General features: G+C 74.0%; 9 protein-coding genes. 3 read left to right on the top strand and 6 right to left on the bottom strand.

The annotated features are described in order from the left end of the window. Nucleotides 1–5 precede the first annotated feature (5 nt). Together F1721_RS29565 and F1721_RS29560 are read left to right on the top strand one after the other, a co-directional pair. Nucleotides 6–521 carry a hypothetical protein gene (locus F1721_RS29565; RefSeq protein ID WP_246155387.1) on the top strand — a complete coding sequence of 172 codons (516 nt, stop codon included), beginning with the start codon at nt 6–8 and terminating at the stop codon, nt 519–521. A 98-nt stretch (nt 522–619) separates the two neighbouring features. Then, entirely contained in the window at nt 620–1,240 is a 621-nt protein-coding gene (locus tag F1721_RS29560; RefSeq protein ID WP_150070100.1) for a VanZ family protein, read from the top strand. Nucleotides 1,241–1,300: 60 nt separating this feature from the next. On the opposite strand, the gene F1721_RS29555 is transcribed toward F1721_RS29560, so the two are convergent. Next, a complete protein-coding gene (locus tag F1721_RS29555) occupies nt 1,301–2,869 on the bottom strand; it encodes an AMP-binding protein (protein WP_211840686.1) in 1,569 nt (522 codons plus the stop codon). Between the two features lie 326 nt (nt 2,870–3,195). Here F1721_RS29555 and F1721_RS29550 point away from each other — a divergent pair, with 326 nt between their 5' ends. Beyond that, complete coding sequence (locus tag F1721_RS29550) at nt 3,196–4,374, top strand: PucR-like N-terminal domain-containing protein (RefSeq protein WP_150070098.1); 1,179 nt, start codon at nt 3,196–3,198, stop codon at nt 4,372–4,374. 119 nt (nt 4,375–4,493) lie between these two features. Here the strand turns inward: F1721_RS29550 and F1721_RS29545 are convergent, their stop codons facing one another. From F1721_RS29545 to F1721_RS29525, 5 genes are read right to left on the bottom strand one after another with little or no spacing between them, the layout of a single operon-like run. After that, nucleotides 4,494–6,014 carry an ArnT family glycosyltransferase gene (locus tag F1721_RS29545; protein ID WP_150070097.1) on the bottom strand — a complete coding sequence of 507 codons (1,521 nt, stop codon included), beginning with the start codon at nt 6,012–6,014 and terminating at the stop codon, nt 4,494–4,496. Nucleotides 6,015–6,019: 5 nt separating this feature from the next. Then, the gene (locus F1721_RS29540) at nt 6,020–7,795 is read right to left on the bottom strand and encodes a fatty acyl-AMP ligase (RefSeq protein ID WP_150070096.1); all 1,776 of its coding nucleotides are present in this window, start codon (nt 7,793–7,795) and stop codon (nt 6,020–6,022) included. A 41-nt stretch (nt 7,796–7,836) separates the two neighbouring features. Then, on the bottom strand, nt 7,837–8,856 hold the full coding sequence (locus tag F1721_RS29535) for an alpha/beta hydrolase (RefSeq protein ID WP_150070095.1): 1,020 nt from the start codon (nt 8,854–8,856) through the stop codon (nt 7,837–7,839). Further along, entirely contained in the window at nt 8,853–15,263 is a 6,411-nt protein-coding gene (locus F1721_RS29530; protein WP_150070094.1) for a type I polyketide synthase, read from the bottom strand. Before F1721_RS29530 ends, F1721_RS29535 begins: the two co-directional genes overlap by 4 nt. Next, a complete protein-coding gene (locus F1721_RS29525; RefSeq protein WP_150070093.1) occupies nt 15,260–16,711 on the bottom strand; it encodes an MFS transporter in 1,452 nt (483 codons plus the stop codon). The genes F1721_RS29530 and F1721_RS29525 overlap by 4 nt, the downstream gene beginning before the upstream one ends. Nucleotides 16,712–16,758 lie beyond the last annotated feature (47 nt).

Below are 16,758 nucleotides of genomic sequence, written 5' to 3'. Positions count from 1 at the left end.
CAGGAGTGGGCGGGCACTGGTGGCCGCAGCGCGGGATCGTGCTGCTGCGCCTGCGGATCTCCCAGTTCCTGGCGATGCTGGCCATCGTCCTCAGCGGACTGGGTTGCTGGTTCGCGGTGCAGCCGCGCGGTACCGGCAACGAGGCGCTCGTCGACGCCGCCCGCACCGCTGCCGTGCGCGATCAGGTCGGCGCGGCGCTGGAGGCGGCGTTCTCCTACCGCCACGACGACCCGGAGCCGACGCGCCGCGCGGTGGCCGAGGCCTTCGGGGGCCCGGCGGTCGCCGAGTACGAGCGGCTCTTCGCGCCGGTGCGCGAGCAGGAACAGCTCACGCTCAGATCCCGCGTCGCAGCGTCCGGTGTGCGCTCGCTGGAGGGATCGCGGGCGCACGTCGTGGTCTTCCTGGACCAGCTCGCCACCCGCGGGGATACCGGGGAGAGCAGCTCGGGTGGGGCGCAGCTGAGCGTGACCGCCGAGGAGATCGGCGGGAGGTGGCGCATCACCGGTGTGCGGGCTCGCTGAGGCGTGCTCCGGAGGAGGTCTCCGGCCGCGGCGAGGCCCGTCATCCGGCAGTCGGGCCGGGGGCAGTTCGAGAGCGGCACTGATGACGGGGCGTGTTCGTGGACCAGCTTCCAGCGATCGTGGACGGCATCCTCCCGGTGGTGTGCGCGCCGGTTCCGCTGGCGGTGCTGACCACCGCAGTCTCGCTGGTGCTGCGGACCTTCGTCGGTTCTCGGTCGCAGCCGCGCGACCCGTTCGTGGACGCCGCGCTGGTCTACAGCGCGGTGCTCATCGGGGGCATCGTGTTCGCCCCGCAGTCCGGGACCGGATCGCGGATCGAACTGCAGCCCGGCGCCGACGTGCTGGTGGCCTTGCGCGCCGAGCCCGGTGACCTGCTGCCGTGGTTGCAGCTGACCGGGAACCTGCTGCTCCTGCTGCCGTTCGGGGTGCTGGCGCCGATGCGGGTGCGCTGGCTGAGCCGCACGCCGAAGGTGTTCCTGGCGGCGCTGGCGGTCTCCGCCGGGATCGAGCTGACGCAGCTGCTGCTGGTCAGCGGCCGGGTCACCTCCACCGACGACGTGCTGCTCAACGCGCTGGGAGCCGCTGCGGGCAGTGCGTTGACCCGGCGCTGGCGCCGGGTGCCGCGCGCGCAGCACCACGCCGACGACGGCGGGTATCCGGTGCGCTGGATCATCGCCGAGGTCGAGCGGCAGCGGCGGTCACCGGCGCGACGGCGCTGAACAGGGCGCTGCTGGCACCGGAAATTCCCGGTACCGGCAACGGGTTTCGGGCTGCTGCGCTCAGCGCCGCGGGTCGATGAGCGCCCGCCGCAGCACCTTGCCGGTGGCGTTGCGCGGCACCTGGTCGACCAGCACCACCTCGCGCGGGACCTTGTGCCGGGCCAGCGAAGCGCGCACGTAGTCGGTGATCTCCTCGGGCCGCAGGCCGGATCCCGGGATGGGCACGACGAAGGCGCGCAGCCGCTGCCCGAAGTCCTCGTCCGGCACCCCGACGACCGCGACGTCCTTGACCTGGTAGTGCCGGGCGATCAGGTTCTCGACCTCGACCGGGAAGACGTTCTCCCCACCGGAGATGATCATGTCGTCGGCCCGGCCGTCGAGGAACAGCAGCCCGTTGCGGTCGAAGTGCCCCAGATCGCCGGTGCTCACCAGTCCGCTGCGGCGCGCTCCCCGGTTGCCGTCGGTGTAGCCGGTGAACGCCAGCGCGCCTCCGGCGAAGACGCGGCCCGACACGTCCGGTTCGGTGATCTCCGCTCCGCTCTCGTCGTAGAGCCGGAGCGCGCAGGTGCGCGGTGCTCGGCCGACGGTGCCCGGAGCGGTGCGCAGCTCCTCCGGGGTCGCCACCGACACCACGGCCGCCTCGGTGGAACCGTAGAGGTTGTAGAGGACGTCGCCGAGCACCTCCTGCGCCCGCTCGGCCAGCGACGGTTGCAGCGGTGACCCGGAGACCAGCAGCACTCGCACGGTCGCCAGCCGTTCCCGCAGCGCCTCGCCGTGGTGATCGAGCATCCGCCGCAGCATCGTCGGCACGAGAACCAGCGCCGAGCACCGGTTCCGCTCCACGGCGTGCGCCACTTCCTCGGCGTCGAACCGCCGGTTGACGACCACAGTGGACCCGAGGGCGAATCCCAGGGTCAGCTGGGAGAATCCGATCGCGTGGAACACCGGTGCGGCGATGAAGGTGCATTCCTGGGCGCGCAGCGGGATCCGGTCCAGGAAGTCGGCAGCGGTGGTTCCGGAGCGGACCTCCCGCTTGGCGCCCTTGGGCAACCCGGTGGTGCCGCTGGTCAGCAGCACGACGGTGGCCGGCCGCGGCGGCGCCTCCGCCTTCGGTTCGGGGCGCTCGGCGATCAGCGTTTCCAGCGCGGGCGGCCCGGGGCGGACGGGTTCGTAGCCGGGCCAAGCGAGGTAGCGGGGCAGCTTGGCGCCAGCCGCGGCGGTGACCTCGGTGAACTCCTCGTCGTGGATGAGCACTTCGGCCCGCTCGCGTTCCAGCACGTCGGCCAGCTGCGGCCCGGCGAACCCGGTGTTGAGCAGCAGCACGTGCGCGCCGAGCTTGCCGCAGGCCAGCATCGACTCGATCATCCAGCGGTGATCGCGGCACAGCACCGCTGCGGTCGCTCCGGCGCGGAGCCCGCGCGCGTGCAGGGCCGCGGCCAGCGCGGTCGACCGCAGGTCGAGCTCGCGGTAGGTGAGCGGGCCGATCTCGTCGACGAGCGCGATCGAGTCCGGGTGGTTGCGGGCGGAGTAGCGCACGCTGCTCACCAGCGGCCCCCAGCGGCGCACCTCCTTGAGCGCGCCCAGCGCTCGACCGAGAGCGAGTCCGTGGACCATTCCGGCGCGGGCCATCACGCGCAGCCCGTGAGCTGTTCGCGCGGATCTGCGCCAGGCGTGCGAAAAGGCGTTCACAGGAAGTCCAATCGGTGTGGGGCGCGGTGTGCCCGGAGATCCCGGATGACCTCCCACTCAATCCGCTGCGGTGCGAAGCGGCAAGCGCCCGTTCCGCACCGGGCCCGCTGTTGTGATACCGCTGCTAATTCCGGCGGGCGTTCCTCTGCTCCCGCTGAGCATCTCCGACGGCCGCGCGAGAAGACCGTTCGGACTCCCGGTGCTCGCCAGTAGGCTCTTCTTGCTCGACAGCAGGCAGTTCGTGACCGGCTCCGAGGGAGTGGCCGATGAGCGCGACGTCCACCGAGATCGCACAGGTGCAGACCCTGCCGCGGTGGCTGGCGGGGCTGCTCCGGCCGGAGGTCGACGACCTGGCCGCGCGCATCCTCGACGAGATCCGGCGCGAGATTCCCGAGCTCGGGCCGCCGGTCGGCCCCGACCGGGTGGGCTCGCTCAGCTGCGGTGTGGCGGAGTCGCTGCACGGGTTCATCGAGCGCATCGCCCGCGGCAGCCCCCAACAGCGGTGCGAGCACACCCACCGGGCGTTGGGGCGCAACGAGATGCTGGCCGGTCGGAGCCTGGACGGCCTGCACCGGGCCTACCGCATCGGGGCGCGGCTGAGCCTGCGGAGGTTCATGACCGTCGGCGAACGCGCGCAGATTCCGCGCGGGACGTTGACCCTGCTCGGTGAGGAGATCATCGCCCACGTCGACGCCCTGGCGAACTCCGCCGTCGACGGTTACCTGGCGGCCGAGGTCGATCTCAGGGCGCTGGCCCGTCATCGCCGCCGGTTGCTCGGCCTGCTGGTGGACGAGCCGTTGGCACCGGCCGCCGCGCTGGAAGAGGCGGCGGTGGCCGCGCGGTGGCCGCTGCCGCCGGACGTGGTCGTCGCGGTCGCCGACCGGCCGGTGGGCGAGTTCGAGGTCCCGACCGGCGGATTGGCCGACCTGGAGGCGGGCGAGCCGTGCGTGCTGGTCCCCGCCGACGTGGTCGTCGACTGGGATTCCGCCTTCGCCGGACGGCGGCTGGTGGTCACCGGGCCGGTGGCGTTGCACGACGCCCCGAACGCGCTGCGGTGGGCCAGGCGGACCTCGGCGCTGGTGCGGCAGGGGCTGCTGCCGGATCGCCGGGTGACCTGGTGCGGCGACCACCTGCCCAGCGTCCTGCTGCTCAGCGATGAGGCGTTGGTGCTGGAACTGGTTGAACGCCACCTCGGCCGGTTGATCGCGCTCGACCCGGACGGCTGGCTCCCGCTGGCCGAGACGCTGCTGTGGTGGATCCGCGGCGGTGGCGAGGTGGCCGCGATCGCCGCTGGACTGGGCACCACCACCGGGCAGGTGCGCGAGCGCCTCGACGCGCTGGAGCCGCTGTACGGCCAGGTGCTGCGCGACCCGGACGCGCGTTTCGCCCTGGAAATGGCGCTCCGCGCGGTGGTCCTCCTCCTCGGCCGCGCGCCTGCCAGCTGAGAGGTCTTCCCGTCACCTGGTGGCGCCGAATCACAGGCAGCCGACATCGGCGGGGCAGCGTTCCGGCGGGGGTGCCCCGCCGGGCCGAAGAGTGAAGTTCTGCGTGCGGGGAGCAGCGGTCAGGGCCGGTGCATGCGGGTCCACAGCTGCGGCCACGGGTCGGTGGGGCGGGTGCACAGCCAGATCGGGACGTTCTGGTTGGCCACCTGGGCTTCGACGTCCAGGCGCACCGCGGAGATCTGGCGGACCTCGCCGAAGAACTGGCGCAGCCAGGCCGGATCGCCTCCGACGTAGAGGACCTGGTCGACCTCTCGCGGCGGGTGCCCGGCGTACCAGTAGCCGCGTTCCGGGCCGTACGCGCGGGGGAGGCCGCGTTCGCGGCCGTGGACGTCCAGCGCGCTGGCCTGCCAGTAGCTGTCGCCCATGACCGCGGTGCGGTGGCGCGCACCGGGGTCGAGGTTCCAGTACTCGGTGGCGGCGGTGTCGGCCAAGCGCGTCCAGCCGTAGCTCCCGCTCGCGACGAAGTCCACCACGGACACTCCGGTGAACGCCGTCGCGGGGCGGACCGGCAGCGCCAGGAACACCATCAGGGGAACCGACAGCGCGTACACCGGCCAGGTGGGCACCCACCGCCACCAGCGGGCGGTGCTGCGGCGCTCGATCACCACCGCCGACGCGGCGAACAGGACCGCGTACAACCCGGCCACGTAGTAGTAGCGGCTCGCGGTGACCAGGAAGATCAGGGGCACCAGCACCGATGCCCAGCCGAACAACCGGTACGGGCGCAGTTCCGGTGCCCGCAGCAGCGCGTACCCGCCGTGGCACACCAGGAACACGCCCACCAGCAGCCCGGAGGCGAGCAGCGCGAGCGGGATCATCGCCGCCGGTCCGCCGAGCATCCGGGCGTTCTGCTCGGCCACCACCTCGTGCATGCTCAGGTAGGGCCAGCCGTGGTCGATCTGCCAGCGCAGCGTTGGCACGCTGACCAGCACCGTCACCGCTCCGCCCGCCCACAGCCGCGGGCGGGTGAGCAGGCGGCGCGGTCCGGCCAGCAGCGCCCCGGCGGCCAGCGCCAGCCAGAAGAACGCGATGAGGAACTTGCCCTGCATGGCCACCGCAGTGACCAGCCCCGCCGCCAGCAGCAGGCGGTCGCTGCCGGTGCGCACCCAGCGCGCCACCAGCCAGCTCACCAGCACCCAGCAGAACGGGTCGACCGTCGAGGTGGCCAGCACGTGCCCGGACGCCAGCAGCTGGAACGACAGGGCGTAGGCACCGGCCGTGAGCACCTGCGCCCGCCGCCCGCCGCCGAACTCGCGGGCGATCAGCGCGGCCAGCACCACTCCGGCGCAGGTGAGCAGCATCGGCAGCAGCCGCAGGCCGACGACCGAGCCGGGGAAGAGCACGTCGAGCCCGCGGGCCAGCGCGGGCAGCAGCCACGGGTTGTCCGCGTACCCCCACGCCCAGTGGTAGCGGCCGGAGGCCAGGAAGTACAGCTCGTCGCCGAAGTAGCCGAACTGGCCGCTGACCGCCAGCAGAACCGCGCCCACCGCGGCGGCGATGGCCAGCACCGGCCCGCGCGCGAACGGCGCGGGCTGCTGGCGCTGGACTTCGCCGACCGCCGGTGCTTCCGTGGTCGCCATCGCGGTCAGGCGGCGGTGACGAGAGCGCCGTCGAGGTAGGCCGCGCGGCAGGTGGTGCGCCGCACCTTGCCGCTGGAGGTGCGCGGCAGCTCACCGGGCTCGATGAGCACGACATCGCGCACTGCCAGCCCGTGCTCGGCGGCCACCGCCTCGCGGACGGCCGCCGCGACTTCCGCGCGGTCCAGCTCCGCTGGCGGCACCTGCCTGGCCCGCTCGGCGACCACCACCGCGTGCTCACCGGTCTCGTCGGACACCGCGAACGCGACGACGGCGTGCCGCCGCACCGCCGGGTGCGCGTTCTCCGCGGTGTGCTCGACGTCCTGCGGGTAGTGGTTGCGCCCGTCGACGATGATCAGGTCCTTCAACCGCCCCGTGACGAACAGGTCGCCGTCGACGAGCACCCCGAGATCGCCGGTGCGCAGCCAGCCCCGGCAGCCGGGGTAGGGCTCGACCTCCCGCCCGTCGGCGTCGCGCGCCACGGCCCGGAACACCGCCGCGGACTCGGCTTCGGGCCTGCCCCAGTAGCCCCGGCAGACGTTCGGGCCGCTGGTCCAGATCTCGCCCACGCGGCCGTCGGGCAGCACCCGGTGGGAGTCCGGATCCACCACCCGCACCCGCTGCTCCACCGGCTGTCCCGCCGACACCAGGGTGGACCCCGACGCCACCTCGACCGCCCGGCCCGCGGCCAGCAGCTCGCGGTCGAAGGTCCGCGGCTTCGGCGGTTCACCGGCCGGTGAGGAGGACACCAGCAGCACGGCCTCGGCCAGCCCGTAGCCCTGGCGGAACATGCTCCGCCGCGCGCCGCAGTCGGCGAACCGCGCGTAGAAGGTGTCCACGGTGGACTCGACGACGGGCTCGCTGCCGTCGCCGAAGGTCGCCACGTCGTCGAGCCGCAGCCCTGCCTTGTCCTCGTCGGTGGTGCGCGACGCGGTGTAGCCGTAGGCGAAGTTGGGCGCGACCGTGATCGCCCGGCCCGCCTCGGCCATCAGCTCCAGCCAGCGCACCGGGCGGGTGAGGAACGCCAGCGGGTCCAGCAGGGTCGACGACAGCCCGCCCATCAGCGGTGCGGCCAGTCCGACGATCAGCCCCATGTCGTGGAACAGCGGCAGCCAGCTCACCACCTCGCTGCCGGGGGTTCCCTCGTACACCCGCACGGTCTGCGCGGCCGCGACCGCCACGTTGCCGTGCGAGATCATCACGCCTGCCGGGTTCCGCGTGGAGCCCGACGTGTACTGCAGGTAGGCGAGGTCGTCCGGCGACAGCGCCGGTGGCCGGAACTCCTCGCCGGGGCGGTGCGGCAGCACGTCCACGGCCACCAGGTGCGCGTCGAGGTCGTGCTCGTCGAGGAAGTCGTGCACCGCGTCGGTGTGCCGCCGGGTGGTCAGCACCACCGACGGAGCGGCGTCGGCGAGCGCGGTGGCCAGCCGCGTCAGGTGCCCCGGCAGCGGGCTCGGCTCGTACATCGGCACGGCGACCGACCCCGCGCGCAGCACGCCGAGGAACGCGATCACGTAGTCCAGCGACTGCTCGACCAGCACCGCGATCCGCTCGCCGGGGCAGGCGTGCCGCTGGCACCACTGCGCCACCGCGCTCACCCGGTCGTCGAGCTCGCGCCAGGTCAGCGACACCGGCGCGCCAGCGGGATCGTCGCGGTAGTCGACGAAGGTGAACGCCCGGTCGGCACCGCGGGTGCGCGCCCAGCGGGCCAGCACCGAGGGAAGGGTCTCGGCGTCCGCCTCGGCCGTGCTGCCGGTGTCGCGGACGCTCCAGGTGCTCGTCATGAATTCCTCCAAGTCGGGGCGAGGGGCAAGCGGTGCTGGGCTCAACCGGCGATGCCCATGCCGGAGGCCAGCAGCGGCCACGAGCGCTTCAGCGCGCGTTCCCAGTAGGGCCAGGTGTGGGTGCCGGGGCCGTAGTAGTCGGTGGTGACCGGGATGCCCGCAGCCTGCAACCGGTCGGTGAACGTCCGGGAGTTGCCGAGGGCGACCTCCTCCAGCAGCGACCCGGCCGGGGGCGGACCGGACGGGTCCTCGATCGGGCCGGGCTGGCCGTCACCGGCCGAGACGAACAGCTTCGTGCCGCGCAGCCTCTCCACCTTGTCGAAGGGGTTGTGGTCCATCCACCGCAGCCGCTGCGACCACGGGTCGCCCCACAGCACGCCCCAGACCGGGAACCCCTGCGCGATCATGTTCAGCTGCGTCACCTCGGGGATCGGCGGCGCCAGCGTGTTGAGCGCACCGCTGTAGGCGGCCGCCGCCGAGAACATCCCCGGGAAGCGGCTGGCGTACTCCATCGCCCCGTAGCCGCCCATGGACAGCCCGGCGACGGCCCGGTCCGTCCCGGCCTTGTAGCCGCGCTCCAGGATCTGGCGGAGTTCGGTGGTGTGGAAGGTCGGCCAGTCCGGTTTGTCGCTGAGCCCGTAGTTCCACCACTGGCTGTACATGCCGATCGCGCCACCGCTGGGCATGACGATGATCGCCGGCTTGTCCGCGGTGAACTCCTCGACGTCGGTGAAGGCCGTCCAGGACTGGTACTCGGCGGGATCGCAGCACCCGTGCAGCAGGTAGAGCACCGGCCAGGTGCGGGTGGCGTCCTTCGACCAGCCCCGCGGGACCAGCAGCCGCACCATGGCCGTGCCGGGCAGCGCCGGTGTCTCGATCTTCAGGTCGAGGGTGCGTTCGTCGATCCAGGTCTCGGCGACCACCCGCGCCCCGTCGTCGGCCGCCGGCGGGTCCGGTTCGGCCGCCGCTCCGGCTCCGGCGAGCGGCAGGACCAGCGCGGCCAGGATCCCGGCGGTGAGCGCTCTCGGCGAACGGCGACGGCGTTGTCGTGTTCCTCTCATCTCGTCCTCTTCTCCCTGTGCGGGGGCGTGACCGCGGGTTCGCGGCGGTCGAGCTCGTCGGAGACGCGCTCGGCCACGACCGCCACGTGCGGCATGTCGACGACCGTGATGTGGTCGCCGTGGACCTTGACGGTCTCCAGGCGCGGGCAGAACTCGTCCCAGCCGAGCGCGTCGTCGGTGCGCAGGTAGCGCGGGTCGAGCGCGGTCGTCAGCGGGTGCGGGTCCTTGGCCCGGAACAGCAGGACCCGCCCCGGGTAGTGGCGCGGGGTGTACTGCTCGGCGATCTGGGCGTCCAGATAGGACGTTCGCTGGTGCTCCAGCACGGCCGGGCCCATCGCCGCGACCCGCTCGGCGAGCCTGCGCATGACGAGGGCGTCGCGCTCCGGTTCCGGCAGCGCCGCCAGCTCGCCGTCGGGCAGCCCCAGATCGACCTGGTAGGTCTGCTCGACGTAGTCGACGAAGCGGCGCAGCCGCGCGCGCTCGGGCGCGTGCTCGGCCGGGGGCAGCGGCAGGATCGTGTCGATCAGGAAGAGCAGCTCGATCTCGTGCCCGGCGGAGGCGAGCCGCTGCGCCGTTTCGAACGCGAGCAGCCCGCCGAACGACCAGCCGCCCAGCCGGTACGGGCCGGTCGGCTGCTGCTGCCGGATGATCTCGGCGTACCGCGCCGCCTTGCTCTCCACGGTGCGGAGCTCGTCGAGGCGTTCCATGCCGAAGCACGTGGCGTCGCTGCGCAACTGCGCCACGAAGGGCCGGTAGACGGCCGTCGGGCTGCCCGCGGCGTGGAAGAGGTAGAGCGGTGCGCCACCACCGCCGCCGAGCGCTCGCACCGGGCCGGTCACCGCTCCTTCCACTTCCTCGCGCAGCACTTCGGCCATCCCGGCGATGGTCGGCTTCGCGAGCAGTTCCGCCCTGGTGACCGGCCTGGCGAGTCCGTTGCCGATGGCCGCGAGCAGCCGCTCGGCCGCTTCGCCGTCCATGCCCACCTCGGTGAGCGGCACGTGCACGCCGAGGTCGCCGTCGGCCAGGCCGAGGGCGCGCGCGACCTCGCCCGCCACCCAGCGTTCGGCGAAATCGCGCGGCCCCGGGCCGCGTCCTGCCCGGCGCTGCGGTGCGCGGTCCCCGCCGCGCAGCACGGCGACCACGTGCTCGGCGACGTCGGCGATGGTCGCTCCCCTCAGCAGCATTGGAAGCGGGAGGGTGAGGCCGAAGTCCCGCTCCAGCGCGCCGCGAGCGCGCATCGCCAGCAGCGAGTCGACGCCGAGCGAGGTGAGCGGTGCGTGCCGGTCGAGGCTCGCCGAGTCCAGCCACATCATCTCGGCGATCAGCGACGCCACGTGGTCGGCGACCGCCTCCCCGGCGCGCTCCGGATCCTCTTCGGACAGTGCGCGCAGCTCCGCTGCGGCAGCGGTGCCCTCGGACCCACCGGGTTCTGGCCGGGCAGCGCCGATCAGCTCGGAGAAGAACGGGCGGTCGGCCAGCCCCGGGAACATCTCCAACACCACGTCGGTGCGCAGGCGGGTGATCGCGGTGTGCGCGCGTCCGGAAGCGAGCACGGCGGGCAGCGCGGCCATCGCCTCGCGCGGTGGCATCGGTTCCAGCACGGGGTTGTGCTTGCCGACCGCGGCCCCGATCCGCGCCCACGCTCCCCATTGGATCGCCGAAGCGGGAACGCCTTGAGCGCGCTGCCACGTCGTGAAGGAGTCCAACCAGGCGTTGGCGGTCGCATAGGCGGCCTGGCCCGGAGAGCCGAACAGCGCGGCGGCCGAGGAGTACGACAACCACCAGTCCAGAGAGCTGCCCGCGCACGCTTCGTGCAGCAGCAGCGCTCCCTCCGCTTTGGCGCGCCAAGCCGTCGCCAGGTCCTCGGACGACGTGGCGAGCACGGCGCTGTCGGCCAGCGCCCCGGCCGCGTGCAGCACACCGCGCAGCGCGACACCGCCCGCTGTTGCCGCGCGCACCAGTTCTCCGGCGATGCCGGGCTCGGTGAGATCACCGGTCACCACTTCGACATCGCTGCCGCGTGCGGTGATCTCCTCGATCGCGTCCCGCGCCCGCGCCGACGGCGGGCGGCGGCCGGACAGCACGATCCGCCCGGCGCCCGCGGAAGCCAGCCACCGAGCGGCCTCGATGCCGAGACCGCCGAGCCCACCGGTGATCACGTACGCGCCGTCGCCGACCACCGGGACCCGCGGCTGCCCGGACGGCAGCGCGGCCTGGTCGACGACGTGCGCGAAACGGCGGCCGCCCCGCCACGCGAGTTCGTCCTCGGGCGGGTCGGACAGCAGCTCGGGAACCAGTTCCGGGGCACCGGCCGGTGACCCGTGGTCGAAGTCGGCGGCGGTGACGTGCAGTTCGGGATGCTCGTAGGCCAGCACCCGGACCAGGCCGCGCAACGCGGCGACCGCCGGTCGTCCGGCTTCATCCGGGCGCACCGCGAAGGCGCCGCTGGTGACCAGCCACAGCCGCGGCGGTGCCCAGCCCCGGCCGGTGAGCTCGGTCAGCTGACCGACGACCGCGGCGGTGGCCAGCACCGACCCGCGCGCCTCGTCGAACGCGCCCGGCGAACCCGGTGTCGGGGGCAGCACGACGACACCGGCCAGCGCATCGCACCCCTCGACGAGCCCGGTGAGCTCGCCGCACCGGTCCAGCGGCGCGGCGATGGCGCGGCGACCGCGCTCGGAAAGCCGTTGCAGCAGCGGGGCGGGGTCCGCGTCGGGGGAGTGGAGCACGAGCCAGTCCCCGGAACGCCCGCTGCCGCCCGGGGCAGGCTCGGCGGGCACCCAGCTCGTGCCGAAGGCGAGCCGTTCCGGGGGGAGGACGATCTCGGCGCGGGAGAACTCGGTCAGCTCGACGTCGTCCATCCCGGCCAGCACCGCGCCCGTCCGGTCGAGCAGGCGGAGCGACCTCGGGCCGGAACGCGCCACGGTGGCGACCTGGCGGGGGTCCCCGGCGAGGTGCACGCGTCCGATCCGCAAGACCCGGCGCGCCTGGCCGTCCTCGGTCGGCGGCACCAGCGCGCGGAGGCAGTCCTCGGCGAGCGCGGGGTGCAGCGCGAACCCCGAGTTCCCGTGGCCGTCGGGGTGCCTGACCTCGGACAGGTGTGCACCGATCGCCCCCTCCAGGGCCTCCACCGAGGCGCTGGCCGCGGCGGTGGCGCAGCACGTCCACGCACCACCCACCTTGGCCGACACCGCCAGCTCCAGACCGCGGTCGCGCGCGGGCGTCGCGGCGACCGACACCACCGTGCGGTCGGCCAGCGGCAGCGGCTCGTGCAGCACCACGTCTCGCAGCTCGTTCGCGCCGGACACCGCTCTCGCCGCCGCCAGCATCAGCTCGACGAGCACGGCAGCGGGCGCTACGGCGCACCGCTCCATCCAGGGATGCGCCGCCGACCCGATCTCGGCCCGCCACAGCCGCGTTTCCGCCCCCGGCACCTCGACGGGCTCGCCGAGGAACGGGTGCCCGCTCCGGGCGCCCGCCCGGCCACCGGTGTCGACCCAGTAGTGCCGGTGCTGCCAGACCGGTGCCGGGAGGTCGAGCACCACCCGGGGATAGCGGCGCCGCAGGACGGCGGCCCCGTCGCAGGCGCTGACATCGGCCAGTGCGGCCGCGAAACCACCGGTGGTCCCGCCGGGATCACGACGCAGGGTCGGGATCACCGCCACGTCGTCGACGCCGGTCGCGGCCGCGGTCTGCTCGATCGCCGCGGCCACGACGGGATGCGGTGCGATCTCGATGAACCGCCGGTGCCCGTCGGCTACGGCCGCCGCGACCGCCTGCGTGAAGCGCACCTGCTCGCGCAGGTTCGCCGCCCAGTACCCGGCGCCGAAGTCCGGTCGTCGCCGCGGATCGTCCAGCACGCTCGAGTAGCACGCGACCTCCGGCCTTCCCGGTGCGGGCCGGAGTCCTCCCAGCGCGGTGGTGAACCCGTCGAGCAGCGGCTCGACCGCCGCGGAATGGCTCGCCGCGCCGGACAGCAGAACCCGGGCCAGACCGCCACCCGCCACCACGTGGTCCACCAGCGCGCGCACCTGGTCGGCCGGACCGGTCACAGTGCACTGAGCGGGGGAGGCGTGCACCGCGACGGCCACCCCGTCGAAGCGCTCAGCGAGCTCGGCCACCTCATCGGCGGACAGGCCGACGGCCGCCATCGCCCCGGCGCCGCGCGCTTGGAGCTCGTCGAGCACCCCGGTGCGGTGCAGCATCACGCGCAGCCCGTCGTCGGGTTCCAGCGCACCGATCACCACCGCTGCGGCCACCTCGCCCATCGAGTGACCGAGGACCGCGGCGGGCTGGACCCCGTGCGCCTGCCACAGCTCCGCCAGCGCGACCTGGGTGCCGAACAGCGCCAGCTGCTCGATCGAGACGGGTGCGTCGGTGCCGTCGTCCACACCGGACAGCAGGTCGGCCAGCTCGACCCCGGCGATCCGGCGGAACGCGGGTGCGAGCCCGTCGACGGCCCGGGCGAACGCGGGTTCCTCGGCCAGCAAGCGGCGGCCCATTCCCGGCCACTGCGAACCGTACCCGGAGAACACGAAGACCGGACCGGGGCCGCGGGGCTCGGCGGTGCGCACCGGGGCTCCCCCGGCGATCCGGCGCAGCCGTTCGGCCAGCTCCCCGTTGTCGCGCGCGGACACCGCGGCGCGGGCGGGCTCGTCGTCGCAGGCGTGGGCGCACGCCGCGGCGATCGCCGCGATCCCCTCGTCGCGGTGACCGTCGAGCCAGTCGGCCAGCGCGCGTGCCCGGGTGCGCAGCCGCTCGGGCGAACGTCCGGACACCACGACGACTTCCGGCCTGCCGGGGGAGTCCCGGCGGACCGGGGGAGGTGTGCGGGGCCATTCCTCGACCACGACGTGGGCGTTGGTCCCGCCGAACCCGAACGACGAGACCCCGGCCCGCGCGACACCGCTGTAGCGCGGCCACTCGGTGCCTTCGGTGACGACGGCCAGGCCGGTGAAGTCGATTCCCGGGTTGGGGGCGGTGAAGTTCAGCGTGGGCGGGATCCGCCCGTGCCGCAGGCCCAGCACCACCTTGATCAGCCCGGCGATTCCGGCCGCCCCCTCCAGGTGCCCGATGTTGGACTTCACCGAGCCGATCAGCAGCGGCTGGCGCGGACGGCGCCCGGCGCCGAGGACCGCGGCCAGCGCACCCGCTTCGACCGGGTCGCCGAGCAGCGTGCCGGTGCCGTGCGCCTCGACGTAGTCCACCGAGCGCGCTCGCAGCCCCGCGCGGTGGTAGGCGCGCGCCAGAACCTGCTGCTGCGCGGCCGGGTTGGGTGCCATGAGGCCGTTGGAGCGGCCGTCGGAGTTGACCGCGCTGCCCTTGATCACCGCGAGGATCCGGTCCTGGTCGCGCTCGGCGTCGCCGAGCCGCTTGAGCACCACGGCACCGCAGCCCTCGCCGCGCACGATGCCGTCGGCGGCGGCGTCGAAGGGCTTGCACCGGCCGTCGGCCGAGAGCAGCCCGGCGCGGTGGAAGTTCTGCGTGATCGCCGGGGACAGCAGGAGGTTGACCCCGCAGGCGATCGCCGCGCTGGCCTCGCCGTCCACCAGCGCGCGCACGGCTTGGTGCACCGCGACCAGGGAGGAGGAGCAGGCGGTGTCGGTGGTGAGGCTCGGGCCGTGCACGCCGAGCTGGTAGGACACCCGGTTCGCGGCGATCGAAGCCGCGGCGCCGGTGGCCGACCAGGTGTCGATGCGGTCGAGGTCGGTCATCGTCAGCTGCGCGTACTCGGTGGCCGACAGGCCGACGAACACCCCGCAGTCGGTGCCCCGCAGCGATCCCGCGGGAATCCCGGCGTGCGCCAGCGCTTCCCAGACCACCTCGAGCAGCAACCTCTGCTGCGGGTCCACCACCTCCGCCTCGCCGGGGCTGATCCCGAAGAACTCGGCGTCGAAACCGGCCACGTCGTCGAGGAACCCGCCGCGGGCGGGAAGATCGCGCTCGGCCACGTCGGGGACGAACCGCTCCCAGCGCCCGGCCGGAACCGCTCCGATGGCCGACCGGCCGTCGCGGAGCAGCCGCCAGAACTCCTCGGCCGCGTGCGCCCCGGGCATCCGGCAGGCCAGGCCGACGACCGCGACGTCCTCCTCGGCAGCTCGCCGGGGCCCGGGAGCTCCGGACATCGCTCGACCTGCGGGATCACCGGCGAGCACCTCGGCCAGTTCGGCGATCGTGGGCGCCGACCACACCAGCGTGCCCGGCAGTTCCCGGCCGAGCAGTTCGCCCGCCCGCGCCACCAGAGCCACCGCATCCCGCGAGGACACCCCGAACTCCAGCAGCGGCCGGTGCGCGTCGTGCTCGCTGAGCGGCGCCCCGGTCACCGCCGCGATCTGTTCGGTCAGCCATGCCCGCCACTGAGCCGCACCGCGCGGTGCGGAGTTCGCGGTCAGCTCCGTGCTGCTCATGCTCCCTCGCAATTCTCGGCCGACGTCGATCCCCCGGCTCGCCGCGCGCGCAGCACCACGAGCGCGAGCACTGCACCGGCCGCCTGCAGCGAGGCCGCGACGACCAGCGCCGCCGCGTACCCGCTGGCCAGCGCCGGTCCCCGCGGAGCACCACCGCCCACTTCGGCGGCCTGCACCGCGGTGAGCACGAAACCGATGAGCACCACCCCGAACGCGCTCGACAGCTCGCGCGAGGCGGTCAGCGCCCCCGAGGCCGCACCGGACTCCTGCGCGCCGATGAGGTCGAGCGCGCGCCCGGTGATCGGGGCGGTGAACGCCGAGCCGATCCCGGCCAGCACCAGACCGGCGATCCGCGGTGCCATCGAGGTCTCGTCGTTGACCGCCGCCAGCTGCAGCAGACCGGCCGACAGCGCGAGCAGCCCCAGGAAGACCGCGCGGTGCGCGCCCAGCGCCCTGGTCGCGGCGGGCACCAGCGGGGTCGCGCCGACCACCGCGACGGCGACCACGACCAGCGGCAGCCCGGCCGCCTGGGGAGCCAGCCCGAGCGACTCCTGGAAGACCGCGGGGGTGAAGAACACGATCCCGCTGATTCCCAGCCCCCACAGCAGGATCAGCGCGTTCGCGCCGAGGAACACGCGGTTCGAGCGCAGGGCGGCGGGGACCAGCGGGGTGCGGGAGCGGTGTTCGCGCACCGCGAAGACGACCAGCCCGGTCACCCCGAGCCCGGCGGCGACGAGCTGGCAGGCGCCGGACTCCCACGAGGCAGCCGCGGACGCGGTCAGCAGCACCAGGCCGAGGGTGACCAGCACCGCCGAGCCCACCCGCCCCGGCGCACCGGGCCTGCGGTGCACCAGCTCCGCCGTGCGCGCCAGCAGCCCGCCCGCCACCGCGAGGAACGGGATGTTGCACAGGAAGATCCAGCTCCAGTGCGCGTGCTCGGCCAGCGCCCCGCCCAGCCACGGCCCCAGCGCGAGCGCGGCGGCCAGCGACGCCGTCCACACCGCGATGGCCCGGGCGCGCTCGGAGCCGGGCAGTTCGGTGCGGATCAGGCTGAGCGTGCCCGGCACGAGGAAGGCGGCCGCCGTGCCCTGCAGGACCCGGGCAGCGATCAGCAGTTCGGCCGAACGCGCCACCCCGCCGCACAGCGCACCCGCGGCGAACAACGCGCACGCGACGAGCAGAGCGCGGCGGCGGCCCCACTGGTCGATCAGCGCGCCCGCACCGAGCAGCAGGCCGCCGTAGGGCAGCATGTAGGCCACGCTCACCCACTGCAGGGTGGACAGCTCCAGCCCCAGCTCCCGGCCGATCGACGGCGCGGCGGCGGCGATGATCGTGTTGTCCAATGTGGTCACGAACGCCACGACCGCGACGATCAGCGAGATCCGGGAGGCCGAGCACGCGTGAGCGGCCGGAGGGGCGACGCCGACCGCGTCCGGAGCGGTGCTCATCCCCATCCCTCCTCCCCGCGATCCACAGCGGTGGCCGCGTTTCGCGT

Source organism: Saccharopolyspora hirsuta (assembly GCF_008630535.1).
GTDB lineage: Bacteria > Actinomycetota > Actinomycetes > Mycobacteriales > Pseudonocardiaceae > Saccharopolyspora > Saccharopolyspora hirsuta.
This window is presented reverse-complemented; position numbering and strand designations above follow the sequence as displayed.

Bases quoted from the DNA above. Each gene is read 5' to 3' on its own strand.
- F1721_RS29555 (WP_211840686.1), bottom strand. From the start codon at position 2,869: ATGGCCCGCGCCGGAATGGTCCACGGACTCGCTCTCGGTCGAGCGCTG.
- F1721_RS29550 (WP_150070098.1), top strand. From the start codon at position 3,196: ATGAGCGCGACGTCCACCGAGATCGCACAGGTGCAGACCCTGCCGCGG.
- F1721_RS29545 (WP_150070097.1), bottom strand. From the start codon at position 6,014: ATGGCGACCACGGAAGCACCGGCGGTCGGCGAAGTCCAGCGCCAGCAG.
- F1721_RS29540 (WP_150070096.1), bottom strand. From the start codon at position 7,795: ATGACGAGCACCTGGAGCGTCCGCGACACCGGCAGCACGGCCGAGGCG.
- F1721_RS29535 (WP_150070095.1), bottom strand. From the start codon at position 8,856: ATGAGAGGAACACGACAACGCCGTCGCCGTTCGCCGAGAGCGCTCACC.
- F1721_RS29530 (WP_150070094.1), bottom strand. From the start codon at position 15,263: ATGAGCAGCACGGAGCTGACCGCGAACTCCGCACCGCGCGGTGCGGCT.
- F1721_RS29525 (WP_150070093.1), bottom strand. From the start codon at position 16,711: ATGAGCACCGCTCCGGACGCGGTCGGCGTCGCCCCTCCGGCCGCTCAC.